Origin of the sequence: Nonomuraea sp. K271 (genome assembly GCF_009908215.1) — a bacterium.
Taxonomy (GTDB): Bacteria; Actinomycetota; Actinomycetes; order Streptosporangiales; family Streptosporangiaceae; genus Nonomuraea; species Nonomuraea longispora.
Genome location: NZ_JAAAHR010000006.1, coordinates 1 through 26,469, shown reverse-complemented (window position 1 = coordinate 26,469; position 26,469 = coordinate 1). Strand labels below are relative to the sequence as shown.

Genomic DNA, 26,469 nt, shown 5'->3' with positions numbered 1-26,469 from the left:
GCAATGAGATGCCCTTGACGTTATGTTTCGGCGGCTGGAAAAGCTTTAAGCTAATGTCGCCGGATATCGGGCAACGGAGGCGATGACGTGACAGGTTCGCAGTCGGAGCCGGTCAGACCGGGGCGAGCACCAGAAGTCTGGGGCAAGGTTCCCTCCCGCAACGTCAACTTCACCGGCCGGTCGGTTCTGCTCGAACGACTGCACGCGGGCCTGTCCACCGAGGTGACCGCCGTGGTGCCGCACGCCCTGCACGGCCTCGGCGGCGTGGGAAAGACCCAGTTGGCGGTGGAATACGCACATAGGTACAAATCGGACTATGACGTCGTCTGGTGGATTCCCGCCGACCAGCCGGTCCTCGTCAAGTCCTCGCTCGCCGGCCTGGCCCCGTACCTCGGACTGCAGGCCGCCACCAGGAGCGGCGCGGAAGACGCGGCCGAGGCCGTGCTCGACGCGCTGCGGCGCGGCGAGCCGTTCGATCGCTGGCTGCTCGTCTTCGACAACGCCGACCAGCCCGAAGAAATCAGCGACCTCATCCCGCAGGGCCCCGGGCAGGTCATCATCACCTCCCGCAACCATCGCTGGCAGGGCATCGTCGACACCGTCGCCGTCGACGTCTTCACGCGGGACGAGAGCGTGGAGTTCCTGTCCAGGCGCGCGTCGCTGTCCGGCTCCGACGCCGACCTGCTCGCCGAGGAGCTCGGCGACCTTCCGCTCGCGCTGGAGCAGGCGGGCGCCCTGCACGTCGAAACCGGCATCTCGGTCGAGGACTACCTGCGGCTGCTGAAGGAACAGACGAGCGCACTGCTGTCGGAGAGCAAACCGTCCGAATATCCGATGCCGATGACCGCCGCATGGGCGCTGTCGGTCGCGCAACTGCGCAGCAAGCTGCCCGAGGCCGTCGACGTGCTGCGCATCTGCGCCTTCTTCGGTCCCGAGCCGATCCCGCGCGACGTGTTCCGCCTGGCCGGGCACCAGACGTCCGACGCCAGGCTGAGCGGCATCTTCAGCGACACGATCCTGCTCACCCGGGCGATCAGGGAGCTCGGCAGGTTCGCCCTGGCGACCATCGACTCCCAGGCCCGCACCATCCAGGTGCACCGGCTGGTCCAGGCCCTGCTGCGCGACGAACTCGACGAGGACGACCGGCACCGCTACCGGCACGAGGTGCACCTCCTGCTGGCCGGGGCCGCGCCCGACAACCCCGACGACCGGGCCAACTGGCCGCGTTACAACGAGCTCATCGCGCACATCCTGCCCTCTCAGGTCGCCGACTGCCTCGACGCGAGCGTGCGGGCCCTGGTGCGCGGCGTGGTCTACTACCTCTACCGGTCCGGCAACTACCAGTCGGCCCGCACCTTCGCCGAGCAGTTCGTCGAGAGGTGGACCGCCGTGTCGGGGCCCGACCACCCCGACGTGCTGATCGCCCAGCGCCATCTCGGCGCCATCATCCGCGAGCTCGGCGAATACCGCGCGGCGTACGACCTCGACAGCGCCACGCTGGCGAAGATGACCGCGACGCTCGGCCAGGAGAATCCCGAGACACTCGTGCTCAGCAGCGGTTTCGCGGCCGACCTGCGGGCGGTCGGCGACTGGTCGTCGGCGCGGGAGCTCGACGAACGCCTGCGCGCCCAGCACGCGCACGTGTTCGGCGAGGACGCCGTGGCGACCCTGCAGATCATGAACAACCTCGCCGTCGACTACGGCCTCAACAGCGACTACGCCGGGGCCAGGGCGCTGTACGACCACGTGCACAGGAAGCAGAGCCGGAGCAAGGAGAAGATCGGCGAGGCCGACGTGCTCAACGCCTGGAACGGCCTGGCACGAGCGGTCCGGCTCGACGGCAACGCCCTGGAGGCGGTGGCCCTCGGCGAGGAGGCCTACGCGTACGGCGTGAACGAGCTCGACGCCGAGCACCTGTGGACCCTGCGCACCGCCCGTGACCTGTCGATCGCCAAGCGCCGCGCGGGAGACCTGGACGCCTCGCTCGAACTGGCCAAGGACGTGCACGCCCGCCTGCAGCGCATCATGGGCGACCACCACCCCGACACCGTCGCCGCCGCCAGCAACCTGTCCAACGCACTGCGCACGGTGGGCGACGTCGACGCCGCCTACGACATCGCGCTGCAGGCGGTGACGAGGTACGAGTCCCTCTACGGCCACGACCACCCCTACGTCTACGGCTGCGCCACCAACCTGGGCATCCTCCAGCGGCTGCGCGGCGACGCCGGGGCGGCCAGGGCCACCAACGAGGCGGCGCTGGCGGGGCTCGACCGCAGGCTCGGCCGCGACCACCACTACACCCTCACGTGCGCGCTCAACCTCGCCAGCGACCTTTCGGCGGCGGGCGACCTCGAGGACGCCAGGCGACTCGGCCACGACACGCTCGAACGGCTGCGCAGGCTCTTCGCCGACGGTTATCCGCTGCTGCTCGCGTGCATGACCAACCACGCCCTCGACATCCTGGGGTCCGGCTACGTGGAGGAGGCCGAGTCACTGCTGGAGGAGGCCAGGCAGGGTTACGCCGCCACGATGGGCCTCGATCACCCCGACGCCCGCCTCGCGCTGGTCGAGCGTTCGAGAATGGACGGGGATTTCGATCCGCCGCCCATCTGACCCGGCTCCGTTCTCATCGCCGAGACGAAGTCGTGATAGAGCCGTGGCCGATCCGCCCGGCGCGCTCTGCGGAGCGTCAGCCGCAGCCCCATGAACAGGATGCAGAACCGCAGTGCGCCCAGCAGAAAAGGGGCCGCGAAGATGACCAGGACGATCTCGTACCGCATCGTGCCTCCTTGTGTGGCGTCCTGTGACCAGGACAGGCGAGCGGCACGATGTCCCGCAACGGACCGGGTCGATGCCGGAAAGGTCTGGACGACCTGGCACACCGGATCGGCCGAATAGCGTGAAAAAGCGGATGACCACGGACGCGCCCCGGACAATTCGGGACCTCACGTCCGCGCAGCGGAAAGGCAGCCGCCGATGAGCGCCGACGGCGACGACCCACTCCAGGCGTTCATCGCCGCCCTGAGCGAGTTGCGCGCCGACGTCGGCACCCCGCCCTATCGCGAACTGCAACGGCTGAACCCCGCGAAGCTGCCGTCCAGCACCGTACACGGCCTTCTGGAGGGCGAGCGCCGCCGCCCGCCGGCGTGGCCGCTGGTCGACGCGTACGTCCGCGCCTGCCTCACGTACGGCCGCCGGCACGGGGTGGAGCTCGCCCCCGACGAGGCGGAGTTCCTCGACACCTGGCTCAGGCGCCACAAGGCCCTGTCGGCGGCCGTCAGCCAGACGCCCGAGCCGTCTCAGGACGACGCGGAGGACTCCCGGCCGCGGATCATGGGCGGCAGGCCGCCGGCCAGGGGCCACTTCTCCGGCCGCCATGAGCTGATGGCGGAGCTGGAGTCCAAGATGGCGGCTCAGACCGCCTGGCCGGTGTGCCTGCTGGGGCCGAGCGGCCACGGCAAGACCCAGCTGGCCTCGGAGTACATCCACCGGCACGCGTCGCGATATTCGATCGTCTTCTGGATCAGGGCCGAGCCGCCGACGCAGATCAGGACCGACCTGGCCACGCTGGGCAAACAGCTCGTCCACGGCGTCGGCGAGGCGGAGATCGTGGCAGAGACGCTGAAGCTGCTGCGGGAGGATCCCGGCTGCGCGCCGTGGCTGCTCGTCTTCGACAACGCCGGGCATCCCGACACCCTCGGCGCGTTCCTGCCGCACGACGGGCCGGGGCACGTGCTCATCACCTCGCATGACCCCGCCTGGGACGAAGTGGCCGTGCCCATCGAGGTCGGGGTGTTCAAGCGCGAGGACAGCGTCGAACTGCTCACCTGGCGCGTCCCCGGAATTTCCGCCGAGGAGGCGGCCCGGGTGGCCGAGGAACTCGGCGACCTGCCGCTCGGCATCGTACAGGCGGGCAGCTACATGAAGAGCTCCGGCCTGACTCCCGACGCCTACATCGCGCGGTTGCGCGAGCAGCCCGGACGGGTGCTCGACGAGCTCCCGCCGGTCGACTACGGGCGCGGGCTCGCCTCGGCGTGGGCCCTCGGCTTCGAGACGCTCGGGCAGACCCACCCGGAGGCGCTCCACCTGCTCCAGCGCTGCGCCTTCCTGCGGCCGGAGTCGATCTCGCGCCACCTGCTGCTTCAGGGGAGCCTGCCGCTGGCGGGCGACACGGTCGGCGTGTTCCAGGACCCGGTGCTGGCCGACACCGCGATCAGGATGCTCACCCAGTACGGGTTCATGCGGCTGGCGAGCCAGGGCACCGTCCAGGTGCACCGCCTGCTCCAGACGACGATCAGGAAGCGGTTGTCCGACGCGGAGAGCGAGCGCGTCCGGCACGACGTGCACCTGCTGCTGGCCGGGTCCGACTGCGGGGATCCGGAGAACCGCGCGGGACTTGCCCGCTACGCCGAACTGGCCGGCCATGCGGAGGCGTCGTCCCTGGCCGGCTGCGCCGACCGCGACGTGCGGGCGTTCGTGGCCAAGCTCGTCCGGTACTTCCAGGTGATCGGCGACGTCGAGAGCGCGGAACGGTACGCCGGCGCCGAGCTCGCGGCCTCACCCCCGGCGGCGGGCGAGGTCGCCCCCGAACCCGCGCCCGTCCCGCCCGTGCGGCGCAGCCTGCTCATGGCCAGGACCATGGAGGGCGACGACTGGACCCGGCTGATCTACCAGGTGACCACGGGCGACTGCACCCCGGTCGTCGGGGCCGGCATCTCGCGGCGCACGGCCGCCAGGGTGCGGGCACTGAGCTGGGAGTGGGCCGGCCGGCTCGGCTATCCGTTCCCGGACGCCTGGGACTTCGAGTCCGTGCTCGACTACGCGGTGACGCTGCCGGACCGGGCGGCCATGGCCGAGGAACTGCTGGCCGCCCTGCGCGACGAATGGGAGCAGCCCGACGACGAGGAGGACCCCTACGCGTTCCTGGCGGAGATCCCGGCCACCTCCTACCTGACCACCGCCTACCACGGCCGGCTCACGAAGGCGCTGCTCCGGGCGGGCAGGGAACCCGTGGTGAAGGTGCCGCCGTGGCGGCCGGAGCTCTCCGTCGCCGAGCCGGTGGTCGCCCCCACTCCCGAACGACCGCTGGTGTGCCATCTGGCGGGGGCGTACGACGTGCCGGGCTCGCTGGTGTTGTCGGAGCACGACCGTGTCAGGTGCCTGCGCGTGGAGTACGGGAAGTGGTCGGCCGACATCCTGGGGGCGCTGGTCACGTACCCGTTCCTGATGCTGGGCCACAACCCGCGGTCGGCGTCGTACGGGATGCTGATGTCCCTCCTGGCGGGCGTCTCGCCTTCCAGGAGGAACATCGTCGTCCTGCACGACCCCGATCCCGGCGGGATGGACGAGGCCGCCAGGGAATATCACCTCGCCAGGATCGCCCGGCTCAACATGCGCGCCTCCGTCTGGTGGGGCGACGCCCGCGCGTTCATCCAGGAACTGTCACACCGTCTGGAGTCGGCGGCGTGAGACCGTTGCGGCGCCGCCACTCCTCCCGGTGGGCGGACGCGTCCCTGCGGGCCTTCTCGATGGCCGCGTCGGAGACCTCCTCGTCGCGCCACGCCGCCAGGGTCGCGGCCATCCCGGCGACGAAGCGCTCCCCGCGCGGGGTGAGGTAACCGCTCGCGGCGATCTCACGGGTGGCGCCCTCCGCGGCCTCGCGCCAGCGGTAGAACTCGGCGTTCGCGGCCAGCGCCGCCTCGCCGTGCTCAAGCAGCCGCTGCCTGCGCCAGAAGCCGCTGACGCCGACATAGGCGTAGGCCCCCTGGAACAGCCCGCCCAGCGGGCGCGGATCGTCACGCCACGGCGCGTAGTAGCGGTTGTCGCCTGACGGGCGCAGCAACGGGACGACGTCGAGCAGCGCCGACAACTTCCCGTGCTGGACCTCGTGGGCGAACGTGAGCGCGAGCGTCGTCGCGTCGGGCGGCGTGGACAGCGCGACGCAGCCGAACGCCTCGCGGGAGCTGCCGCTGATCTGGTCGCCGGGTACGTCGGTCAGGGGCGTCAGCACGCGCGTGACGGCGCAGACCTCGGCGGCGACGGTCCAGTGGTGGTCGACCAGCAGTTCCCAGGCGCCGCGCAGGGCGGCACGCCAGACGTCGAGCTCCTCACCGGACAACCGCTGCGCGGCCAGGCGGGCTCCCGGCATCCGGTAGGGGTCGAGGTCGTCCACGCAGAGGGTGACGGGCCGCCCGCCCGACATCGTCGACAGGGTGCGCAGCGCCTCCCAGCCGGGCCCGTCGTCGTGCGGGTCACCGGGGATCCTGACCGTCTCGCCGGCCGAGACCACCTCCACAGGGCCGCCCGCCCGCCGGACCAGCGCGGTCGGGCCGGCGCACAGGGCGCGACCGAGCGAGGGCAGCATGGCGCCGCCGTCCTCGACAGGCACCTCGATCGAGAAGTCCATGCCCGCCCGTACGGCAGCGGCGGCCGCGACCGCCGCGAGCCGGGCAGGGGAATGGCCGTCCACCGACCTGGAGATAGCGTGGTAGGTGCGCCAGGCCCATGCGCCCACGGCAGGGTGGCGGAGGACGGCGTCCGCCGCGTCCTTGTGGCGCTGCTGCGCCCGACTGAGCAGCGCGTACGCCCGCGCGGCCGGGCCGGCCTCGGGGTGTCCCGCGGTGCGCGCGGCGGTGGCCACTCCGTGCACGAGCAGCACATGTTTGCTGTACTGGGCGCGCGCCAGCAGATGAGCCGCCTCGGCGCCGCCCGCGCCCGCTGCCAGCGCCAGGAAGTGCTCCTCCGGGATGACGTGATGCTTGAGACTCATCGGCGGCCTTCCAGAAGTGCGGCGACGTCGCGCTCCAGCACGCCGCGGATGTGAGTGATGAGGCGGAACAGGTCCCGGCAGTAAACCGACGGGTTGACGAACCCGCTCCCGGGGTCGTAGCGGTGCGCGTAGAGGCCGCCGCCGCAGACCGGCACGATGGGGCAGTCCTGGCAGGCGGTCGCGAGGGAGTCGCGGCCGAGCTGGCGGGCCATGACGGCCGGATGCCGCAGGACGGCGTCGAAGGTGTCGCGGGCGACGTGGAAGCCGGTGGCGGGCGCGCCCGGGTAGGCCGACTTCAGCGTGTCGGACTGCTGGATGGCGCCGTCGGCCTCGATGACCACCATCCTCGCGGGGCTCAGGCCGACGGCCTCGCTCGACGACGAGCCGCCCATGAGCAGCCGCAGGATGTCGTCGAAGATCCGGACCTCCGTCTCGCGTCGCGGCGCGGCGTACCAGCGGTCGAAGATCGGGATGAGCCAGTCGGCGTACGGCGTGCCGCCGTCACCCAGTCCGGGCGGCGGCTCCGCCCAGTTGCCGTGCGGCAGCAGGAAGTCGATCCTGGGCGGCCGGGACTCCAGCAGCGCCTCGTAGGTCGCGATGGGGTCGTTGCGCGCGTCGACGGTGCAGAGCAGGCCGCCGAACAGGTGACGGTAGCGGCCGCCGAGCAGGCCGAGCGCGGCGGTGACCGTGGCGTGGCTGCCGCGGCCGTCGGCGCGCCGCCGGTGCCGGTCGTGGCCCGCGGCGTCGCCGTCGAGGCTGACGCCCACGCGGACGCCGAGCTCGTCGAACAGCCGCAGGAACTCCTCGTCCAGGCGCATGGCGTTGGTCTGCAGGCTGACATCGAGGCGGACATCGGGGCCCAGCGCCTGCCTGACGGTCCGGACGGTGTGGGCGATGTGGCCGGGGCCGGCGAGGAGTGGCTCCCCGCCGTGCAGGATCAGGTGGACGGAGGGCATCCGGTGCGCGTGAGCGTGCTCGGCGATCCGGGAGGCCGTGTGCGCGATGACGCTCCTGGACGCCCGTCGCGGCTGGGATTTCCAGCTCTGGTCGGCCATTTCATAGACATAACAGTAATCGCAGCTTAGATCGCATCTGCTGTGTAGTTTCAGGATGAACTGGCACAAAGGCCACGGCTGCCACCCCTCAGGGAGTGGAGCCGCGACCGGGGGCTTCAGGTTGCCCAGCCAGAATCCGTTCGGGCGTGACACACGAGCGAAACTATCGCCCGCGGGCGGCGCTGCGCATGAGGTCGCGGATGCGCCCAGCCGGGAGCCGGGACATCGTGGTAGCGGCGCCTGCGTGCGGCGCGTGTGTCCGCCGGTGAACGATCGCACCGTCCGGGGTGTTTGGCGGTTTCGGTGTCGATTGCGGCTTTCTTTACTCCCCGCACTACCCGACTGCGCTAACTTGAGTAATAAATGATCTATCGTGGAGGTCGGGGAAATGGTGGAGCGGAAGCCTAACGGCGCGTCGGGCATCGACGTCACCAGGCCGAGCGTCGCCCGCATGTACGACTACTACCTCGGAGGGAAGGACAACTTCGAGGTCGACCGGGAGGCCGTGCGCCAGGTCGAGAAGGCCATGCCGGAGATCCGCCAGCTTGCCCAGGAGAACCGCGCGTTCCTGCGCCGCGCCGTGCGCTACATGGCCCGCCAGGGCGTCCGGCAGTTCATCGACATCGGCTCGGGCCTGCCGACCGTGGGCAACACTCACCAGATCGCCCAGGAGATCACCCCCGACGCGCGCGTGGTCTACGTCGACAACGACCCGGTGGTGCTGCAGCACGGCCGCGCGCTCCTGGCGACCGACGACAACACCAGCGTGGCCGCGGCGGACATGCGGCGGCCCGCCGACGTGCTCGGGCATCCCGAAACGGTCAAGCAGATCGACTTCAGCGAGCCGGTCGGCGTACTCATGATCGCCATGGTGCACTTCCTCACACTGGACGAACGCGGCCCGATCATGCGCCAGCTGCTTGACGCCCTGCCGTCGGGCAGCCACCTCACGGCCACCCACGTCACCACCGAGAACCACCCGCCGGAGGCGGTCGCGCAGATCGAGGCCGTCTACGCCACGACGCCGACGCCGATCTTCTTCCGCGGGCGCGAGGAGATCGCCCGCTTCTTCGACGGCTTCGACCTGGTCGAGCCGGGCCTGGTGACCATCGACGGCTGGCATCCCGACCCCTCCGACCCGGCCCCGCGGGCCACGAAGTGGCTCTACGGCGGTGTCGGCCGCAAGCCCTGACACCCCGGCGCTCCAGGCCCCTCCCGCACGACCTTCAGCCCGCATGCGCACCATGCGGGCTTACACAACGTACGCTCGGGCACCCCGTACGCATCCGGGTGCTGGAGCTCCTTCAGGAGGGGCCCCGGTCGGTTCGCGACATGCTCGGCGCCTTGGACGTCGATCCGTCGCTCTTCGACTGGCCGGCGCTGCCGCTCGCGCTCAAGGGGGCGATCGTGCCGGACTTTCCGCTGGTCAACAAGAGCTTCACCCTGTCGTACGCGGGCAACGACCTGTGATTTCCACCGTTTGGGTGGCTTTCATTCACTAATGTTTGCCCGCATGGGAATGCCGATCAATAACCCGGCGGGCCAGGGGGCGACCTGGGTGGCGCCGACCGATGTCGAACGGGCCTTGTTCGAGGCCAAGTCGCGCGGCGACTGGGACGCCTACGTCAGCGTCCTGCTCGGCGTCGACACGTTCTCCTACAAGCCCAAGGACCGGGTCGACAACCGCAAGCTGGTGATCAACTGGCTGCCCGAGCAGGGCCCCGAGGGCAAGGAGTGCCTGGTCGTCTACACCCGGGGCGAGCTGCCCCCAAGGCGGCACGACGCCGTCGCCTGCGAGGTCACGCTGCCCTTCCCGCCCGAGGAATGGTGGGGCGGCGAGCTGCAGGGGATGCTGGTCAACCCGGGAAGCCCGTCAGGGACGTACTTCCCCGACGCCAAGCGCAAGCGCCGGCACTGGAAGTCGCTCAGGAAGAGTGTCCCGAAGCGCGGGCACGACGCCGACCAGCTGCTCACCAGGTACACCGGTCCCCTGCACGGGCCGCTCGCCCACGGGCTGGCCTGCGGCGGGCACCTCTCCGTGCACAACGGGGTGATCTGGAACGAGGTCGGCGACGTCTACAGCCACTACGAGGGCGACGTTGAGACTCTGCGCGAGTCCTGGGGCGTCACCGGCAGGGCCGGCTGGCAGACGCAGGTCACCGCCCTCCTGGAGGGCCGCAACAGCCCGATCGAGCCGGAGTTCCTGCTCCAGGTGAGAGACGACCTGGCCCGCCAGTACCCCGGCTCGCAGCGCGACCCGTCGATGTGGCAGCAGGCGGCGGCGAGCGTGCTGGCCCAGAAGGGCATGGGCCCTCCCGGCATCGACGCCATGATGCAGCTGATCGGCCGGATCGCACGCTACGAGGACCGCTTCCGCGCCGACGGCATCCTGCCGCCCGACGGGTACGTGACCTCGGCCCTCGGCTACGACTTCGGCCGCGCGGTCAACTTCGCCCGCTGGGGACTCAGCGCCAGGTTCGCGGAGCCGTACGAAGTGGAGCAGGTGGTGATCAAGGCCGGCGAGCTGACCCGGCAGGTGTACGGGACGTGGGAGTCGTTCTCCGCCGGTTACATCCTGGGGCGGGTGCTGCGCTTCGACGAGGAGGCGTTCGGCCACATGTACGAGTCCGCGCTCACCCCGCACCGCATCCTCACCCAGGATTCCGGCAGCCCGTGGCGGAACATCCCGTTCGCTCTCGACGCTCCCCGTTAGCTCCCCGGAAATGTCCGGTGTACGTCCGGTCGTGAGCCTGGCCTTGTCCCCGTTCCATGCATGAAGCTGGAGGAAAACCGAGGCTGAAGGAGATCCTCTCCTGGAAGCGGCGACCATCGCGACGTTCGGGGCGGTACTGCGCGACGCCAGGACACGAGCCGGGCTGACGCAGGCGGAGCTCGCCCGGCGGGCCGGCGTCAGCGTCCGCGCGATCCGCGACATCGAGCTGGGCCGGGCCAGCCCGCAACCGGCGTCCGCCCGGCGGCTGGCCGGCGCGGTGGGGCTGGAGCCGCCGAGGGCCGGAGAGCCCGTGGAGCTGGAGGTGCTGAGCCGGTTCCGGATCCGGGTCGGCGGCAGGTGGCTGGCGCCGGGGTCGGCGAAACAACGTTCCCTGCTGGGGCTTCTGGCGTTGCAGCCGGGCACGACGGTGGGCTACGACGAGATCGCCGAGGTGTTGTGGGGGCCCGACCCGCCGGCGTCCGGCCGGCGGCTCATCCACACGCACGTCGCCCGCCTGCGCAGGCTCATGGAGCCGGGCCTGCCCCGGCCGTCGGCGGCGAAGGTCCTCATCGGCGTGCGCGACGGCTACCGGCTGTCGGCCGACAACGTCCGGCTCGACCTGGTCCGCTTCGACGACCTGGTACGACAGGCGGGCCAGGCCGACGGCGCCGACGCGCTCGACCTGCTCGACGAGGCCCTGTCGTGCTGGGGCGGGCGGCCGCTGGCCGACCTGCCGACCGCGCTGCACCACCATCCCGCCGCGGTCGCCGCCAAGGGGAGGTGGCTGCAGACGGTCATCTCCCACGCCGAGCTGGCCATGAGCACGGGCGCGTACGCACGCGCGGCGGACTCGCTGCGCGCGGGAACGGCCGCCGAGCCCCTGCACGAGGGCCTGCACGCCCAGTTGATGCTCGCGCTGTCCGGCGGCGGGCAGCAGGCGGCCGCGCTGGCCGTCTTCGACGAGATCCGCGCCCGGCTGGTGGACGAGCTCGGCATCGAGCCGGGCTACCTGCTGCGGGAGGCGCAGGCCCGGGTCCTGCACGGCACCGTTCCGCGCCGGGAACACGGCGCCCCCTCGTGGTGGCAGCCCGCGCAGCTCCCGCCCGACGCCGCCAGGTTCGCCGGCCGCGCCAAGGAGCTGGCCTGCCTCGACGGGCTGCTGCGAGCCGGCGAGCCCGTCGTGGTCGTCACGGGAATGCCGGGGGTGGGCAAGACGGCGTTGGCCCTGCACTGGGCCCACCGGATCGCCGGCCGCTTCCCCGACGGGCACCTGCACGTGAACCTGCGCGGCTACGACCAGGCGTCGCCGCTGGAGCCCGGCCAGGCGCTCGCGGGCGTGCTCGGCGCGCTCGGGGTGCCCCCCGAACAGGTGCCGATCGAGGTGGACGAGGCCGCCGCGCTCTACCGTACGCTGCTGCACGACCGGCGCCTGCTGGTGTTGCTCGACAACGCCCGCGACGCCGAGCAGGTGCGCCCGCTGCTGCCCGGACATACCGGCAGCCTGGTGCTGGTGACCAGCCGTGACCACCTGACCGGCCTGATCGTCACGCACGGCGCGCGCCGGCTCGACGTGGAGCCGCTCACCCAGGAGGACGGCCTCGCGCTGCTGACGCGCGTGCTCGACCGCGACGGTGACGACGTCGAGAGCGCGGCCGCCGCCCGGCTCGTGCAGGCGTGCGGGCGGCTGCCGCTCGCCCTGCGGATCGCCGCGGCCACCCTGGCCGAGCACCCCGAGCAGTCGATCGGCGGCTACCTCGACGGGCTCTCCTCCGCCGGCCTGCTCACCGGCCTGGCCGTGGCAGGCGATCCGCAGGCGTGCGTCAGGATCGCCTTCGACCACTCCTACCGCGACCTGCCCGCCGCCGCGCGCCGGTTGTTCCGGCTGCTGGGCCACGTGCCCGGCACCGGCGTACGCGCCGACGCCGCCGCCGCGCTCGCGGACCTCCCGTCCGACCAGGCCGAGAGCCTGCTCCATCTCCTCGTCAGCGCGCACCTGGTGGAGAAGCGCGGATCAGGCTGGTACGGCCTGCACGACCTGCTGCGCCTGTACGCCCGCGAGCAGCCCCTCGACGAGGACGCCGGCGCGGCCCTCGCCAGGCTCATGGACTGGTACGTGCACACCGCCGACGCCGCCGCGGGCCTGCTCTACCCCGGCAAGGTACGCCTGCCGACCGGCCCGCGTCCGGCCACGGCCGCGACGTTCGCCGACGAGGCCGAGGCGGTGGCCTGGATGGAACGGGAACAGGACAACCTGGTGGCCGCCGTCCGGTACGCCGCCGCGCACGGGCCACGGTCGGCGGCGTGGCTGCTCGCCGACACCCTGCGGGGATATTTCTGGATCCGGTGGCCGGCACCCGGCTGGGGCACGACCGTACGCAGCGGGCTGGCGGCGGCCGCGGGCGCGGGCGACCTGCGCGCCCAGGCGGCCTGCCATCTCGGCCTCGGCACCGCGCACCAGGCCGGCGAGCAGTACGCGCAGGCCGTCCGGCACTACACGACGGCCCTCGAACTGGCCCGCCGGTCGGGATGGTCCGACGGGACCGCGGAGATCCTCTACGAGCTGGGCCTGGCGCGCTGGTGGCTGGGCGCCCCGCAGGACAGCGCCGACCTGCTCACCGACGCGCTGGCGTTGTTCCAGCGGACCGGCAGGCCCGCCGGGCAGGCGGCGGCCCTGCTGCACCTCGGCGTCGTGCAGCGGCACCTCGGCCGGCTCAGGTCCGCGGCCACCTACCAGTCGCGTGCGCTGGCCGCGTACCGCAGGCTGGGCTCGCGGCTCGGGCAGGCCCAGGCGCTCGGCAACCTCGGCATCACCTACCACGAGCTGAGCCGGTCGAACCCGGCCTCGCAGCGCCTCGACACCGCGCTCGGCCTGCTCGAACGCGGCCAGAACCGGTTCGACCAGGCGTACTTCCTGTGCACCATTGCCGCCGTGCACCGCGACGCGGGCCGCCTCGACGCGGCCGTGGACGCCGCCGTGGCCGCCTACGGCCTGGCCTGCGCCATCGGGCACCGCCCCCTGGAGGCCGACACGTGCATCACCCTGGCCGGTGTGCGGCTGGCGATGGGAGACCACCGGCAGGCGCTCGACCTGTGCGGGCATGCGCTGGAGCTGACCGCCGACAGTGCCTTCCGGGCTCCGCGGGTGAGCGCGTGGCTCGGCCTCGCGGCGGCTTACCAGGACGCGGGGCGGCCCGCCGACGCGCTGAAAGCGGCCCGCCCCGCGCTCGCCGCCGCGTCGGCGGACGGGTTCCGGCTGCTGGAGGGGCGGTCGTGGGCCGCGATGGCAGTCGCCGGGCACGCGCTCGGCGACGCGCGGCAGGCTCTCGACGACGCGGGCAAGGCGCTGGCGGTGTACCGGCTGACCGGGCACGCCCTGGGCGAGGCGCACATGCTGTCGCTCATCGGCTCGCTCGTCCGCGACAGGGACGGGGCCGACGAGGCGCTGCCGTACTGGAGGGGTGCGTTCGGCTTGTACCGCGGGATGGGCAGGCCGGAGGCGGAGGGTCTCAAGTCGTTGCTGCGCCGCCCGGAGCGGCACCGGAGCGGCAGAACCGGATGATCGCGAACCGACCGCCTGCTAGTTCACCGGAGCTCGCGCATCCGCCCTGAGCTGCGGCGACGGTGCGGCGCGAACCCGGGCGCCGGCCTCCCCCGCGGGTCAACATCTCGTCAAGCCGGGCTGGGTAGCGTCACGACCTGTCGTACCTCACGTGCCTGTACGCATCGCAAAAGGACACTTGCCATGAAGCTGCGAGACTCGATGTCGCGCCTTGGTCGTGACCGGCCGGAGACGGGGTGATGCCGACGGGACTGCGCGAGGCCTCCATGACCTTCGGGACGCTGCTGCGCGCCTGGCGCGAGCGCGCGCTGCTGACCCAGGAGCAACTGGCCGAGCGCACGGGCCTGAACGTGCGTACCATCCGCCGCCTGGAGCTGGACGCGCCGCAGCGTCCGCGCGGCACGTCCGTGCACCTGCTCGCCGAGGCGCTGGGCCTCGGCGAGGGCGAGCAGGCGCGGTTGTGCGAGGCGGCCCGCCGGAGCCGGCCCGCCGCCTCCACCGGGGACGCGCCGCCTCCCGCGGTGACCGTGCCGCGGCAACTGCCGCCCAAAGCCGCGCACTTCGTCGGCCGGCGCAGGGAACTGGACACCCTGGACGACGTCCTCGCCGGCGACGGATCACCGGCGGAGTCCGATCCCAAAGTGCTGCTCATCGTCGGCAGCGCGGGCATCGGCAAGACCACGCTGGCCGTCCACTGGTGCACGACGGTCGCGGACACGTTCCCCGACGGGCAGCTCTACCTCAACCTCAGAGGCTTCGGGACACTCGACCCGCTGGAACCGCTCAGCGCGCTCAACCTGCTGCTGCGCGGGCTGGGCGTGCCCGCCGAGGAGATCCCGGGAGAGCCGGCCGCCGCCTCGGCGCTGTTCCGCACCCGTACGGCCGACCGCCGGCTGCTCGTCCTGCTGGACAACGCTCTGAGCAGCGAACAGGTGCGCCCGCTGCTGCCCGCCGCCGGCTGCGTCGTCGTGGTCACCAGCCGCGACCAGCTGCGCAGCCTGGCCGCCAGGGACGCCACCGTCCGCGTCTGCCTGCCCCCGCTCGACCTGAGGGAGTCGGTGGCGCTGCTCGGCGGCGTCTCGGGCCGGGCCACGATCACCGGAGAGGACTCCGTCGTGCGGGAGCTGGCCAGGTTGTGCGACCACTCGCCGCTCGCGCTGCGCATCATCGCCGAGCGCATCGCCAGGCAGCCGGAGATCCCGCTGTCGGAGATCGCCGACGAGATCGCCGTCGACCACGAACGACTCGAATCCTTCCACGGCGGCGACGACGCCTACTCCGACCTGCGTACGGTGCTGTCCTGGTCCTGCCGGCACCTCGACCAGGACACCCACTGGGTGCTGCGCGCGGTGGCCGGGCTCTACCCCGGCGTCGACTTCGGCCTGGCGGCGGCGAGCGCCCTGTCGGGGCTGCCCGCGCGGCTGACGCGCCGCCACCTCGACCGGCTGGTGTCGACCCACCTCGTCGAGCAGCAGGGCCGCGACCGCTACCACGTGCACGACCTGGTGCGCGCCTACGCCGAGAGCGAAAGCCGCCGCCTCGACCCGCCCCCGGCCCGCCAGGCGGCGGTCGCGCGGCTGCTCACGTGGTTCATCCACTGCCTGTACGCCGCCGACACCGCCTTCGCGCCCGACCGCATGCGCGCCCCGATGGTGCGACCGGCCGAGCTGGAGGCCCCCCTGGAACCCGTCGGCTTCCCCGACGTGCCGACCGCCCTGCACTGGTGCGAGCTGGAACATCAGACGCTCACCGCGCTGCCCGCGTGGGCGTGCGCCAACGACGCCCCGCTCGAAGCGTGCCAGATCGCCTACCTGATGGAGAGTTTCCTGGCCCACTACAAGCGTTACCACGAGCTGCTCGACAGCCACAGAGCCGCCATGAGGGCCGTACCGCTGATCGGCGATCCCCGGCTGGCGGGCCACCTGCTCAGCGCCATGGGGAACACCTGCGTCGAGCTCCTGCTGTACGAGGAGGGAAGCCGCTGCTACCGCCGGGCGACACGCGCGTTCCGCGAGTGCGGCGACCGGCGCGGCGAGGCGAAGGTGATGGGCAACCTGGCCATGGTGTCCATCGACCGGCAGGACTACCGCACCGCCAAGAAGCGGTGCGAGGAGGCCCTCGCCCTGGGCGCGGAGGCCGGATACGAGCGCGGACGGGCCCACGTCCTCGACACGCTCGGCGAGGCCCATTTCGGCCTGGGCGACTACGCCGCCGCGATCGAGTGCTGGCGCCAGGCGCTCGACATCAACCGCGACAGCGGAGCGCTCTTCGTCCAGGCCACCAACCTGACCAACCTGGGCCGCGCCCACGCCGCCTCCGGCGACCACGCCGGCGCCATCAGGCACCACCTGGACGCCATCGCGATCGCCCGCTCGATCAGGAGCGCGCGAGGGGAGGCGGCGGCCCAGCTCAACCTCGGCTTCGCCTACCGCGCCGGCGACGACGCGGCGGCGGCCGAGGTCGCCTGGCGGCAGGCGTTCGACATGTTCACCGAACTCGGCGACGCCAAGGCCGCGGACGCCTGGGCCGAGCTGCGGGAACTGCGTGAACTCCGGCGGAGCTCGGGGTGACCGCCCCACCACCTCGCCCGGTCAGGGGCGCGGGTCAGGCGGAGTGCTCGGCCCGGTCGGCCTCCTCCTTGGTCCTGTGCACGGCCCCGTCAGCGTGCTCCGGCGGGCCGTACACCGTGTAGAGGACCAGCGGGTTCACACCGGTGTTGACGAAGTTGTGCCGGGTCCCGGCGGGGACGGCCACCAGGTCGCCCTGCCGTACCTCCCTCGTCTCGCCGCCCACCCGAGCCTCGCCCACGCCTGAGACGAACGTCAGGATCTGGTCGATGCCCTCGTGGACCTCGTCACCGATCTCACCGCCCGGCGGGATCGTCATGATCACCAGCTGGCTCTTCTCCCCCGTCCACAACACGCGGCGGAAGTCGGCACTCTCCTCGGCGACGGTCGCGATCGTGAAATGGTGCACGGTCAGCTCCTGCTCTAGGGGTTCGTACGGGCCCTTCTCCTGCCTGATCGCGGGGCCCGCTAAACCTCACCGCCGGTCCTGCGCTTCGCTGCCTCCCTGTTACGTAACGGGTACGGCGGACGGGGCCGAGGTGCAAGGCTAAGGGCACGGGCTTTACACGCACTATCGGAGCGATTCAGACAAGGGGCCCGATCGCTAGGGGGAGCAGGCAATCGAACGGTAAGACGGGGATGACATGACAACACCGATGGAGTTCCGGATCCTCGGGCCGCTGGAGGCGAGCTGCCTGGGGCGTCCGGTCAGGCTGGGCGGCCCGCGGCCTCGCTCACTGCTCGCCGCCCTGCTGCTCGACGCCGGGCGCATCGTGCCGCTCGACCGGCTGGTGTCGGCGGTCTGGGGAGAACAACTGCCGGGATCGGCACGCAACCAGATCGCGATCCACATCCACGCGCTGCGCAAGGCCGTCAAGGCCGCCGGCCGCGACACGGAGCTGATCGTCACCGAGCGGGTCGGCTACCGCCTGCTCACCGACGGCGTGTGGCTGGACGCGCACGAGGCACGGCAGCAGGCCACCGCCGCCCGGCGCGCGGAACGGCCCGAGGAGGCGTCGGCCGCGCTGGCGCGGGCGCTCGACCTGTGGCGGGGGCCGGTGTTGTCCGAGATCGACACCACCGAGATCGCCGCCGCCGCGCGCGGCCTGGAGAACGCCCGGCTCGACATCGCCGAGGAGTGGGCCGACGCGGAGCTGGCCTGCAGCCGTACCCGCGAGGCCGTGGCCCGGCTGTCCGTGCTGGTGCAGGAGCACCCGCTGCGCGAAGGGCTGCGCGAACGGCTGATGCTGGCGCTGTGGCGCTCGGGGAGGCAGGCCGACGCGCTGGAGACGTACCGGCAGGGGCGCAGGCTCCTGCTGGACGAGCTCGGCCTGGAGCCCGGACAGGCGCTGCGCGACCTCCTGCAGGCGATCCTGGCCGGCCCGCCCGTCGCCGAGACCCCGCCCCGGCACGCACCCACCACTCCGCCCAGCCCGTCTACTGCGCCACCTGGCCCGGCCACCACACCGCCCGTTCCGGCCACCGTGCCGTCCAGCGCGGTCACCACCGCACACGCCGGCACGCCCGTTCGCGCCTCCTCCGCCGCACCTCCGGGCACGAACGGTACAAAGCCGGCCGGGCGGCCCGCTCCGCTGCTGATGGTGCGGCCGGCGCAGTTGCCACCCGCCGTGTCCGCGTTCGTGGGCCGTACGTCGCAACTCCGGATGCTCGACCGGTTGACGCGGACGGGCGGGGAAGGCCTGCCGGTGGCCGTGATCAGCGGAGCCGCCGGCGTGGGCAAGACCTCGCTCGTCCTGCGGTGGGCCCATGAGGTGGCCGGCCGGTTCCCCGACGGTCAGCTGTACACGAACCTGCACGGCTACGACCGCGACCGGAGGTCGGCGGAACCGTCGGCCGTACTGGAGCGGTTCCTGCGCGCGCTCGGGGTGCCGGGGCGGGATGTCCCGTCCGCGCTGGAGGAGCGGACCGCGATGTTCCGCAGCGCCGTGAGCGGCAAGCGGGTGCTGGTCGTGCTGGACAACGCGGCGTCGGCCGCGCAGGTACGCCCGCTGCTGCCCGGTACGCCCGGCTGCTGCGTGGTGGTCACCTCGCGGCGCCGGTTGGAGGGGCTGACCGTGAGTCACGGCGCGCTGCAGGTGCCGTTGGACGTCCTCACCGAGGAGGAGTCGGTCGAACTGCTCGAACGGGTGGTGGGGACCGAGCGGGTGTCGGCCGAGCAGAGCGCGGCGACCCGGCTGGCGGAGTTGTGCGACAGGTCGCCGCTGCCGCTGCGCATCGCGGCGGCGAAGCTGACGGCGCGGCCGCAGTGGTCGCTGGCCGAGATGGGTGAGCGGCTGGCCTGCGAGCACAACCGACTGGACCATCTCAGCCGCGGCGACTTCGAGGTCAGGGCGAGCATCGAGCTGTCCTGCCGGGAGTTGTCGGCGCGCGCCGCTCTGGCCTTCCGCTGGCTCGCGATGGTGGACGCCCCGTCCGGGTTCGCGCCCTGGCTGGCGGCGGCGCTGCTGGACACGTCGGTCCAGGAGTCGGAGCAGTTGCTCGAACAGCTGGTGGACGCGCAGTTGTTGCAACCGCTCGGGAGCGACGGGGCCGGCCAGCCGCGTTACCGGTTCCATGATCTGATCCGGCTGTTCGCCCGCGAGCAGGCCGAGGCCGAGGGACCGCGCGACGCCGTGTCGGCCGCGCTGTGCCGCGCGTTCAGCGGGCTGCTCGGCCTGGCGGAGCGGGCGCGCGAGATCCGCTACGGCACCCGGTACCCCTGGGTCCCGACCGGTGACGCGCCACGCTGGCTGCCCGACGAGGCGACCTGGGCGGCGTTGCTGAGCGACCCGCCGGCGTGGCTGGAGAGCGAGCGGCTCACGCTCGTCGCCGCGGTGTCACAGTGCGCGGATCTGGGGCTCGCCGATCTGAGCCGCGACCTCGTGGCCAGCTACGTGCACCTCTTCGAGTCCCGCGCCTATTTCGCGGACTGGCAGGCGTGCGCGACCAGGGCCCTCGAAGCCTGCCGGGCCGCCTCCCACCTGCCCGGCCAGGCCGCCATGTTGTACTCCGTCGGCTCGCTCAGTCTCGTCCTGCGGCGGCTCCCGCAGGCCGCCGGGTTCCTGTGCGAGGCGCTCGACCTCTTCGAGCAGCTCGACGACGGGCCCAGTCGGGCCATCGTGCTCCGTCACCTCGGCAGCGTGCATCTCATGCAGGGGGATCTCGACAAGGGCAGGGCGGAGATCGAACGTGCCATCGAGATGTTCGAGCAGTTCGGCGACAACGCCGCCCTGGCGCACGCCCTGGGCTTTCTGTCGCACGTGCACATGCTGGAGGACCGGCTGGAGGAGGCCGCACGGTTGCTGGATCGGGCGCTGGCCATCGGCGAGATCCCCAGCGTGAACGAGGCCCAGTTGCTCAAGCGCAGGGCGGAGGTCCGCCGCCGCCAGGGCCTGTACGCCGAGGCCGTCAGGGACGGCGAGCAGGCGCTGGCCATCGCGATCGGCCTGCACGACGTCGTGGGCCAGGCGTACTCGCTGCACGCGCTGGGCGAGGCGCGGCACGACTGCGGGGATCCGGCCGCCGCCGATGACCTGCACCGGGCGTTGCGGATCGCCCGGCAGGTGGGTGACAGGATGATCGAGGGCCGCGTCCTGCTCTCGCTCGGGCACATCGGGGGCGAGGAGAGCATGGGCTGCTTCCGGCAGGCCGCCGACGTCTTCGCCGGCATCGGCGCCACGGGCTGGCACGAAGAGGCGGTCAAGGCGGCGCTCACCGTCATGGTCTGAGCACGGTCTGAGCGCCGCGATCCGGAGCCGGCCGCGCCCCTACGTGTCCTCGCCCCACCAGCCGCGCCGGGCGGCGAGCAGCCCCGCCTGGAACCGGGTGCGCGCGCCGAGCCGCTCCATCATCTCGCTGACCCGCCGGTGCACCGTACGCAGGCTCACCCCGAGCTGGCGGGCCACGGCCTCGTCCTTGAGCCCCGCGGCCAGCAGCGTGAACAGTTCGGGGTCAGGAAGGTCCGCCGTTTCCCCGGCGTCGTGCGGACGGGCCGGCAGGGGCAGCGCCGACCTCCACAGCACCTCGAACAGGGCGACCAGCGCGTCGAGCAGTGTCGAGGAGTGCACGATGACCGCGCTGTCGGCGTGGGAGGACTCGTCGGTGCTCAGCGGCAGGATCGCGGTCCGGCGATCGGCGACGGCCAGCTTCATCGGCACCTCGGGGCTGACCCTGGCCTGCTCGCCGGCGGCCACCGACTCCTGGGCGAGGCGCAGCTTGCCGGGGATCTCCAGGGCGGAGGCGTCGTAGATGCCGCGGACCACCACGCCGTGCGCGAGGCGCTCCAACTCGGCGACGTTCTGCTCGCCGGGGTCCTGCGCGTACGGCGGCCGGTCCAGCACCAGGACCTCCTCGGTCGCCGCCTGCTGCAGCTGCGTGAACCGCTGGACCACGGCCGCCCGGCCCTGGACGACCTCGACGAGCTCCTCGGGTGAGTTGTTCTCCGTACGCGGGGTCTCGGCGAGCATGGCCAGGGCCGCCAGCCGCGCCTGCGCCAGCCCTTCCTCCCTGCGCGAGATGAGGGCGGACACCGCCACGTCCGGCCGCGTCGCGAGGAACCGCACCGGGCGTCCCGCCATGCGGCTGACCAGACCCAGCGCCTCGAGCCGGGCGAACGCGCGGCGCAGCGCCACTGTGGTGCGCCCGGTGTGCGCGGCCAGCTCGTGCAGGGTCGCGCGGGGCCGGCGCAGCAGGTCGCGGTATATTTGCTCGTCCGCGGCGTCGACACCGACGGCCGACAGCGCGTTGTCATGCGGGTCCACGATCCTTAAGCATGTCATATTCATGAAATGTCGCAAAGCTGCCAATCGTTGAGCTGGCCTCGACGATCCGCGCCCGGTAGGACGGACATGCACCTTTCGCCGTTCCGCACCCATGCCTGCCAGGGAGGCAGCTTTGAAGAAGGCTCTCGCCATCGGGTTGACGGCCGCGCTCGCGGTCATGTCGTCCGCGGCGCCCGCGTCGGCCGACGGTTTCGGCCGCTGGCACCAGCCCTCCTGCGAGACGGTCACCGGCGACGGGACGGTGACGTACACGCGGGACGAGGGCAGGACCCTCACCCCGACCAGCAACAAGCTGGAACCGGTCGTCTACACCCGCGGCCTGGTCACCCTCGACCGCCCTGACACCCTGCTCTCCCTGGCCGGCAACCGGCTGTCGCGATCGTCGGACGCCGGCTGCACGTGGGAGCCGGTGGGCGAGGTGCCCGGCTCGAACGTCGAGCTGAGCGCGGCCCGCGGCGACCGGGCGTACGCGTGGGACCGCGCGGGCCACCTCTCGCTGGCCACGCCCGACGGGGTCACGCCGCTCACCTCGCCGGCCGCCAGGCTGGCCGGGCTCGGCGCCGACCGCCGCCACGGCGACCGCCTGCGGGTGGCCGACACCGGCGGGCAGTTGCACGAATCGCGCGACGGCGGGCGCACGTGGCGGTCCGTCGGCGTGCCCGCCTGGGAGAAGGACGACCTGCGCAGCGTCTACACGGCGGTGTTCGACCCGCACAACCTCAACCACGTGGTGCTGGGCGCGTCGGGCTCCGCCCGCGTCACCTTCAACGGCGGGCGCACCTGGACGACGTCGAGGGGGCTGAGCGCGACCGGTACGAAGGTCAACGTGTTCAGCGCCGCGATCTCGCCCGCCTCGCCGAACGTCGTGTACGTGATGGGGCTCGACCTCGCCGAGTTGGAGGCGGGAGCGCCGTCCGGCGGCCGGCACATCTACCGCTCGTGGGACGGCGGCCGCCGCTTCATCCCCGTCGTGGACCAGGGCGACGGCATCACGATCCCCAACGGGCCGCTGCTCGCCGCCCACCCGAGGGACCCGGGCGTGCTCTATTTCGTGTGGGGAACCGGGTGGTCCTCGCTCGGCACCGACATCTACCGGTACGACTCGTGGCGCGACCGCGTCGCCACCCGGCACAACGCCTACGACCGGGTCACCGCGATCGCCTTCAACCCCGCAAACCCCGGCGTGATGTATCTCGGTCTGGCCGAGGAGGTCTGACCGTCCCGCGAGGAGCCTCCGTCAGCGGTCCCGCAGGTTCACCGGCTGTGGACGGCCGCCGAACACCCCGCGCAGCGCCTGCGGCGTCAGGACCTCACCGGGCGGGCCCTGCGCGACCAGCCGGCCACCGTCGAGCAGGAGACAGTGGCCGGCCGCCATGGCTGCGGCCAGGTCGTGGGTGACGTGAACCACCGTGACGCCGGCCGCGCTCTCCTCGTCGATCACGGCGCCGATGAGCCGGGCGGCCTCCACGTCGAGCCCCGTCGCGGGCTCGTCGAGCAGGAGCAGCCCCGGCTCCTGGGCGAGCCCCTGGGCGACGAGCGCACGTTGGCGCTGCCCGCCCGACAGCGCGCCGAGTTGCCGCCCGGCCAGGTCGAGGATGCCCAGGCGGGACATGCAGGCGTCGACCACCGCCCGGTCGGCCGCCGTCAGCCGCCGCCACGGCCCGCGTAGCGCCCAGCGGCCCATCGCCACCGTGTCGCGGACCGTGAGTGGCAGGGCGTCGGGCGCCGCGCTGCGCTGAAAGACGTATCCAGGGCGGCGCCCCTCGCGTTCGACCCGGCCGCCGGCGGGTTCGACGACGCCGGCCAGCACGCCGAGCAGCGTGGATTTGCCCGAGCCGTTCGGGCCGACGACGGCCGTCACCGCCGACTCGGGCAGTCCGGCCGAAATTCCCTTCAGCACGACCCTGCGGCCGTATCCGGCCACGACGTCATGGATAGCGACGCCATGCATCATGGTGACCTCCACTTGAGAACGACAACGGTTTTCATTGTAGAGTGGTTGCCCATGGAATGGTTGTTTGATCCCTTCCAGGTGTCATTTGTCCGGCAGGCGCTCTGGGCGGGCATCCTGGTCTCCCTCATCTGCGCGGTCGCCGGGACATGGGTCGTGCTACGTGGCATGGCCTTCCTCGGCGACGCGATGTCCCACGGGATGCTCCTCGGCGTGGCGCTCGCCTCGCTGGCCGGGGTGAACGTGCTCGTCGGCGCCCTGCTCAGCGCCGCCGGGATGGCGCTGGGCGTGAGCGTGCTCGGCAGGTCGCCGCGGCTGTCCCAGGACACCGCCATCGGCCTGCTGTTCGCCGGCATGCTGGCGCTCGGCGTGATCGTCGTCTCCCACTCCCGGTCGTTCGCCGTCGACCTGACCGCGTTCCTGTTCGGTGACGTGCTGGCCGTCGGCGGGGACGACCTGGCGGGCCTGGGCGCCGCGCTGGCGCTCACCGTCGCGGTGGCGGCGCTCGGCCACCGGGCGTTCGTCGCGCTCGCGTTCGATCCGCGCAAAGCCCACACGCTGGGCCTGCGGCCGCGTGCGGCTCAGGTGCTGCTGACCGGGCTGGTCACGGTCGCCATCGTCGCCTCGTTCCACATCGTGGGCACGCTGCTGGTCTTCGGGCTGCTCATCGCGCCGGCCGCCGCCGCGGCGCTGTGGGCGCGGTCCATTGTCACGATCATGCTCGGTGCGGCGCTGCTCGGGATCGTCTCGACCGTGACCGGGCTCGTCGTCTCGTGGCACGCGGCCACGGCGGCGGGCGCCACCATCGCCGCCGTCGCCGTGGGGCTGTTCTTCGTCTCGGCCGTGGTCGGCCTGCTCAGACAGCGGCTCGCGGCCCGTACGGAGGCCGCGTCGTGAGGGCCCCGCTCGCCGCGGCCCTCGCCGGGCTGGTCCTGTTGACCGGATGCGCGCGGCAACCGCGGCCGCACGAGCCCACTCCCACCCCGCACGGCTACGTCGCGGGCGCGGAGGAGATGCCGGAGCCGCAGTCCCGGCTGCTGCTCGCCGGCGACCGGGCGGGGGCCGTACACGTGCTCGACCTGCTCACCGGCAAGGTGTCGCCGGTCGCCGACATCGAGCAGGTCGAGAACGTCACCGGCGACGGCCGCTTCGCCTACCTCACCACCGCCACGGGGGCGCTCCGCGTGGTCGACACCGGCGCGTGGACCGTCGACCACGGCGACCACGTGCACTACTACCGTGCGGCGGCCCGCGGCCTCGGCGCCCTGCGCGGGCGGCCCCCGTACACCATCCACGGCGACGCCACGGTGACCGCCGTGCGCTCATCGGACGGCACGGTCAGGCTGCTCGACCGCGCCCGCATGGAGAAGGGCGAGCCGGCCGAGACGGCCAGGTTCACGGCCGCGGTGGCGGTGCCGTACGCGGAGCACGTGGTCGCGGCCGCGGGCGGCGAGGTGCGGATCATGACGCGGGACGGCGAGCCCGGCCGGGTCGTCGGCGAGTGCGAGGACGCGGCGGGCGCGGCCGTGACCCGGCGCGGCGCCGTCCTCGGCTGCGCCCATGGCGCCCTGCTCGTCACCGAGGAGGACGGCAGGTTCGACAGCGTACGGATCCCCTACCCCCGCGTGCCGTCCGCGGACCGGCGGGCCAGGGAGTTCCGGCACCGGCCCGGCAGCACGATCCTCGCGGCGAAGGCCGGCGACGCGGGCGTCTGGGTGCTCGACGTCACCGCCAGGACGTGGCGGCGGCTGACGACCGGGCCCGCCGTGGCGGTCAACGCCGCTGGGGACGGGATGCCGGTGCTGGTCCTGACCAGGGAGGGGGTGCTGCACGCGTACGAACCCGGCTCCGGCGAGGAGCGGGCCAGGACCGAACTGCTCCGCACGCCGCTGACCGGGGCGCCGACCATCGAGGTCGACACCGCACGCGCGTACGTCAACGACCCCGCGGGCGGCACCGTGCACGAGATCGACTACAACGACGGCCTCAGGCGTGCCCGCACGTTCGAACCCGGCTTCGCGCCCGCGCACATGACGGAGACCGGACGATGAGGGCGATGAGGGCGTGCTGCGCGATGGTGGCCGTCGTGCTGGCGGCGTTGACCGGATGCTCCGGCCAGGACGCGCGCGGGCCCCGGATCGTCGTCACCACCAACATCCTGGGCGACGTCACCCGCGCCGTCGCGGGCGGGCAGGCCGAGGTGACCGTGCTGATGAAGCCCGACTCCGACCCGCACTCGTTCGGCGTCTCCGCCCAGGAGGCCGCGCTGATCGAACGCGCCGACCTGGTGGTCCACAACGGGCTCGGCCTGGAGGAGGGTGTCCTGCGCAACGTACGGGCCGCCGCGGACGCCGGCGTGCCCACGCTGGCCGTGGCCGAGGGTCTCGATCCGCTGCGCCTCGCCGGCGACGGCCAGCTCGACCCCCACTTCTGGACCGATCCGCGGCGCATGGCCGACGCCGTCGACCTGATCGCCGAGCAGGTGGTCACGCACGTGGACGGCGCCGACCCGGCCGCCGTGCGGGCCGCCGCCGGCGCCTACCGCGAGCGGGTCGAACAACTCGACGACTGGGTGGCGGAGCAGGTCGCGACCGTCCCGCCCGCCGCCCGCAAGCTCGTCACCAACCACCACGTCTTCGGCTATTTCGCGCAGCGCTACGGCTTCGAGGTCGTCGGCGCGGTGATTCCCAGCGGTACGACCCTGGCCTCCCCGAGCGCCTCCGACCTGCACGCGCTGAAGCGGACCGTCCAGCGCACGAAGGTGAAAGCGATCTTCGCCGACTCCTCCCAGCCCGACCGGCTCGCGCGGGCGCTCGCCTCCGAGGCCGGCGTACGGGTCGAGGTCGTGCCCCTGTTCTCGGAGTCGCTGAGCAGGACGCCCGGCGCCGCCACCTACCTCGACATGGTCCGCAGCAACACGAAAGCCATCGTCGACGGCCTCAACGGCCGCTGATCCCCCGAAACAGAAAGGCACATCGTGACCCTCAGGACATCCGTTCCCGTGCTGATCGCCACCGCGGCCCTGCTGGCCGCCTGCGGGACGGCGCCGCCCGCCCCCGCGCCCGGCGCCGCCG

17 protein-coding genes and 2 pseudogenes are annotated in these 26,469 nt (G+C 72.5%); 14 read left to right on the top strand and 5 right to left on the bottom strand.

Annotation, left to right across the window (positions count from 1 at the left end):
- Positions 1–87 precede the first annotated feature (87 nt).
- Together fxsT (GUY59_RS03265) and fxsT (GUY59_RS03260) are read left to right on the top strand one after the other, a co-directional pair.
- Positions 88–2,613 carry an FxSxx-COOH system tetratricopeptide repeat protein gene (gene fxsT, locus GUY59_RS03265; protein ID WP_138202274.1) on the top strand — a complete coding sequence of 842 codons (2,526 nt, stop codon included), beginning with the start codon at positions 88–90 and terminating at the stop codon, positions 2,611–2,613.
- 363 nt (positions 2,614–2,976) lie between these two features.
- Positions 2,977–5,469, top strand: a complete 2,493-nt coding sequence (gene fxsT / locus GUY59_RS03260) for an FxSxx-COOH system tetratricopeptide repeat protein (protein WP_138202273.1) — start codon at positions 2,977–2,979, stop codon at positions 5,467–5,469.
- On the opposite strand, the gene GUY59_RS03255 is transcribed toward fxsT (GUY59_RS03260), so the two are convergent.
- Together GUY59_RS03255 and GUY59_RS03250 are read right to left on the bottom strand one after the other, a co-directional pair.
- Positions 5,429–6,769 carry an HEXXH motif domain-containing protein gene (locus GUY59_RS03255; RefSeq protein WP_138202272.1) on the bottom strand — a complete coding sequence of 447 codons (1,341 nt, stop codon included), beginning with the start codon at positions 6,767–6,769 and terminating at the stop codon, positions 5,429–5,431. The two genes, fxsT (GUY59_RS03260) and GUY59_RS03255, sit on opposite strands and share 41 nt — an antisense overlap.
- Positions 6,766–7,977: an FxsB family cyclophane-forming radical SAM/SPASM peptide maturase gene (locus GUY59_RS03250; protein ID WP_330849128.1), complete on the bottom strand. Its 1,212-nt coding sequence runs from the start codon at positions 7,975–7,977 to the stop codon at positions 6,766–6,768. Before GUY59_RS03250 ends, GUY59_RS03255 begins: the two co-directional genes overlap by 4 nt.
- A 235-nt stretch (positions 7,978–8,212) precedes the next feature.
- Between GUY59_RS03250 and GUY59_RS03245 the strand changes: the two genes are divergently transcribed.
- From GUY59_RS03245 to GUY59_RS03220, 7 genes and pseudogenes are all read left to right on the top strand, one after another.
- A complete protein-coding gene (locus GUY59_RS03245) occupies positions 8,213–9,016 on the top strand; it encodes an SAM-dependent methyltransferase (protein WP_138202271.1) in 804 nt (267 codons plus the stop codon).
- A gap of 68 nt (positions 9,017–9,084) precedes the next feature.
- Positions 9,085–9,186: pseudogene (locus GUY59_RS47270) on the top strand (transcriptional regulator); the annotation flags it as partial.
- On the top strand, positions 9,169–9,294 hold the full coding sequence (locus GUY59_RS49770) for a hypothetical protein (protein WP_269128694.1): 126 nt from the start codon (positions 9,169–9,171) through the stop codon (positions 9,292–9,294). The pseudogene GUY59_RS47270 and the gene GUY59_RS49770, both read left to right, overlap by 18 nt.
- A 43-nt stretch (positions 9,295–9,337) precedes the next feature.
- Positions 9,338–10,537, top strand: a complete 1,200-nt coding sequence (locus GUY59_RS03235) for a DUF1266 domain-containing protein (RefSeq protein ID WP_161714356.1) — start codon at positions 9,338–9,340, stop codon at positions 10,535–10,537.
- Between the two features lie 100 nt (positions 10,538–10,637).
- Positions 10,638–10,820 (top strand): annotated as a pseudogene (locus GUY59_RS51210) (helix-turn-helix domain-containing protein); the annotation flags it as partial.
- A 27-nt stretch (positions 10,821–10,847) separates the two neighbouring features.
- Positions 10,848–14,096, top strand: coding sequence for an AfsR/SARP family transcriptional regulator (locus tag GUY59_RS03225; RefSeq protein ID WP_138202269.1), 3,249 nt, complete (start codon positions 10,848–10,850; stop codon positions 14,094–14,096).
- 239 nt (positions 14,097–14,335) lie between these two features.
- A complete protein-coding gene (locus tag GUY59_RS03220; protein ID WP_138202268.1) occupies positions 14,336–16,666 on the top strand; it encodes an XRE family transcriptional regulator in 2,331 nt (776 codons plus the stop codon).
- 34 nt (positions 16,667–16,700) lie between these two features.
- Here the strand turns inward: GUY59_RS03220 and GUY59_RS03215 are convergent, their stop codons facing one another.
- Positions 16,701–17,072, bottom strand: a complete 372-nt coding sequence (locus GUY59_RS03215) for a cupin domain-containing protein (RefSeq protein WP_132631583.1) — start codon at positions 17,070–17,072, stop codon at positions 16,701–16,703.
- A 235-nt stretch (positions 17,073–17,307) separates the two neighbouring features.
- Between GUY59_RS03215 and GUY59_RS03210 the strand changes: the two genes are divergently transcribed.
- Positions 17,308–20,391 (top strand): AfsR/SARP family transcriptional regulator, encoded by a 3,084-nt coding sequence (locus tag GUY59_RS03210; RefSeq protein WP_138202267.1) that lies wholly within the window; start codon positions 17,308–17,310, stop codon positions 20,389–20,391.
- Between the two features lie 39 nt (positions 20,392–20,430).
- Here the strand turns inward: GUY59_RS03210 and GUY59_RS03205 are convergent, their stop codons facing one another.
- Positions 20,431–21,423, bottom strand: a complete 993-nt coding sequence (locus GUY59_RS03205) for a helix-turn-helix transcriptional regulator (protein ID WP_252375027.1) — start codon at positions 21,421–21,423, stop codon at positions 20,431–20,433.
- 133 nt (positions 21,424–21,556) lie between these two features.
- On the opposite strand from GUY59_RS03205, the gene GUY59_RS03200 reads away from it, so the two are divergent.
- Positions 21,557–22,660, top strand: a complete 1,104-nt coding sequence (locus GUY59_RS03200) for a WD40/YVTN/BNR-like repeat-containing protein (protein WP_138202265.1) — start codon at positions 21,557–21,559, stop codon at positions 22,658–22,660.
- Between the two features lie 21 nt (positions 22,661–22,681).
- On the opposite strand, the gene aztA is transcribed toward GUY59_RS03200, so the two are convergent.
- Entirely contained in the window at positions 22,682–23,395 is a 714-nt protein-coding gene (gene aztA, locus GUY59_RS03195; RefSeq protein ID WP_201760459.1) for a zinc ABC transporter ATP-binding protein AztA, read from the bottom strand.
- Between the two features lie 54 nt (positions 23,396–23,449).
- Here aztA and aztB point away from each other — a divergent pair, with 54 nt between their 5' ends.
- The 3 genes from aztB to aztC are packed head-to-tail and all read left to right on the top strand — an operon-like array spanning position 23,450 to position 26,348.
- Positions 23,450–24,292, top strand: a complete 843-nt coding sequence (gene aztB / locus GUY59_RS03190; protein ID WP_138202263.1) for a zinc ABC transporter permease AztB — start codon at positions 23,450–23,452, stop codon at positions 24,290–24,292.
- Positions 24,289–25,446 (top strand): PQQ-binding-like beta-propeller repeat protein, encoded by a 1,158-nt coding sequence (locus GUY59_RS03185; RefSeq protein WP_138202262.1) that lies wholly within the window; start codon positions 24,289–24,291, stop codon positions 25,444–25,446. The genes aztB and GUY59_RS03185 overlap by 4 nt, the downstream gene beginning before the upstream one ends.
- Positions 25,443–26,348: a zinc ABC transporter substrate-binding protein AztC gene (aztC, locus tag GUY59_RS03180; protein ID WP_201760453.1), complete on the top strand. Its 906-nt coding sequence runs from the start codon at positions 25,443–25,445 to the stop codon at positions 26,346–26,348. The genes GUY59_RS03185 and aztC overlap by 4 nt, the downstream gene beginning before the upstream one ends.
- Positions 26,349–26,469 lie beyond the last annotated feature (121 nt).

Coding starts and splice junctions, on each gene's coding strand:
- fxsT (WP_138202273.1), top strand. CDS start 2,977: ATGAGCGCCGACGGCGACGACCCACTCCAGGCGTTCATCGCCGCCCTG.
- GUY59_RS03255 (WP_138202272.1), bottom strand. CDS start 6,769: ATGAGTCTCAAGCATCACGTCATCCCGGAGGAGCACTTCCTGGCGCTG.
- GUY59_RS03245 (WP_138202271.1), top strand. CDS start 8,213: ATGGTGGAGCGGAAGCCTAACGGCGCGTCGGGCATCGACGTCACCAGG.
- GUY59_RS03235 (WP_161714356.1), top strand. CDS start 9,338: ATGGGAATGCCGATCAATAACCCGGCGGGCCAGGGGGCGACCTGGGTG.
- GUY59_RS03220 (WP_138202268.1), top strand. CDS start 14,336: ATGCCGACGGGACTGCGCGAGGCCTCCATGACCTTCGGGACGCTGCTG.
- GUY59_RS03210 (WP_138202267.1), top strand. CDS start 17,308: ATGACAACACCGATGGAGTTCCGGATCCTCGGGCCGCTGGAGGCGAGC.
- aztA (WP_201760459.1), bottom strand. CDS start 23,395: ATGCATGGCGTCGCTATCCATGACGTCGTGGCCGGATACGGCCGCAGG.
- aztB (WP_138202263.1), top strand. CDS start 23,450: ATGGAATGGTTGTTTGATCCCTTCCAGGTGTCATTTGTCCGGCAGGCG.
- aztC (WP_201760453.1), top strand. CDS start 25,443: ATGAGGGCGATGAGGGCGTGCTGCGCGATGGTGGCCGTCGTGCTGGCG.